Origin of the sequence: Phytoactinopolyspora endophytica (assembly GCF_004138495.1) — a bacterium.
Lineage (GTDB): Bacteria > Actinomycetota > Actinomycetes > Jiangellales > Jiangellaceae > Phytoactinopolyspora > Phytoactinopolyspora endophytica.
On sequence record NZ_ML142870.1, the window covers coordinates 112,314 to 113,327 of the forward strand.

Annotated in this window: 1 protein-coding gene; it reads left to right on the forward strand. The window is 73.5% G+C overall.

Going from position 1 to position 1,014, the window contains the following annotated elements; genetic code table 11:
* The coding region (locus ELR45_RS29995) for an FAD-dependent oxidoreductase (RefSeq protein WP_165368236.1) at positions 1-1,014 on the forward strand (1,014 nt) is incomplete at both ends.

The following is a 1,014-nucleotide window of genomic DNA, read 5'->3' on the forward strand; positions in this document are numbered from 1 at the left end:
CCATCGTCCTGGCGACCGGCGCGCACGACCGGACGCTGCCTTTCCCCGGCTGGGACCTGCCCGGCGTCTTCACTGCAGGCGCCGCGCAGGCCCTGGCCAAAGGCGAGCGGGTGGCGGTCGGTGAGCGGGTCGTCGTCGCCGGCGCCGGGCCGTTCCTGCTTCCGGTGGCCACGTCGCTGGCCCAGACCGGGTCGACGGTGGTCGGTGTGTTCGAGGCGTCCCGGCCGCGCACGCTGGCGTCCGGATGGCTCGCCCGGCCGTGGCGGTTGGCCCGCGCCGCGAAGAAGGGCGCCGAGCTCGCCGGCTACCTCTCGCAGCAGGTGCGGCACCGGATCCCCTATCGCACCGGCAAGGCCGTGGTGCAGGCCCACGGCACAGACCGGGTCATCGCCGTCACCATCGCCAAGCTGGACCGGGAGTGGCGGCCGATCCCCGGTACCGAGGAGCGCGTCCCCGCCGACGCTGTCTGCGTCAGCCACGAGTTCACCCCACGCCTCGAGCTCGCCGTCGCCGTCGGTTGCGCGCTCGACGGCGACGGGTTCGTGGCCGTCGACACGGAGCAGCGCACCAGCCGGCCCGCGGTGTACGCGGCAGGCGAGATCACCGGTATCGGCGGCGTGGAGCTGGCACTCGCCGAGGGAGCCGTCGCCGGCCGCTGTGCCGCCGGTGGCTCACCCGGCGACGCCGCGTTACGCCGCTCGTCGAAGGCCCGAACCGTGTACCGGGAGTTCGCCCAGCGAATCCAGGCCGCGCACCAGGTACGACCGGGCTGGACCACATGGTTGACCGACGACACCACGGTCTGCCGATGCGAGGAAGTCAGCTGCGGTGCGCTGCGCGCAGTGGCGACGGCCACCGCGTCGTCGAGCCTGCGCTCGCTCAAACTCTCCACCCGGGCTGGGCTCGGCATCTGCCAGGGCCGGATCTGCGGACGCACGGTCGAGGAGCTGCTCGTACGGAAGGCACCCACCGGAGAGCTCCACGATGACGCCCGGATCGACCGGCGGCCGATCG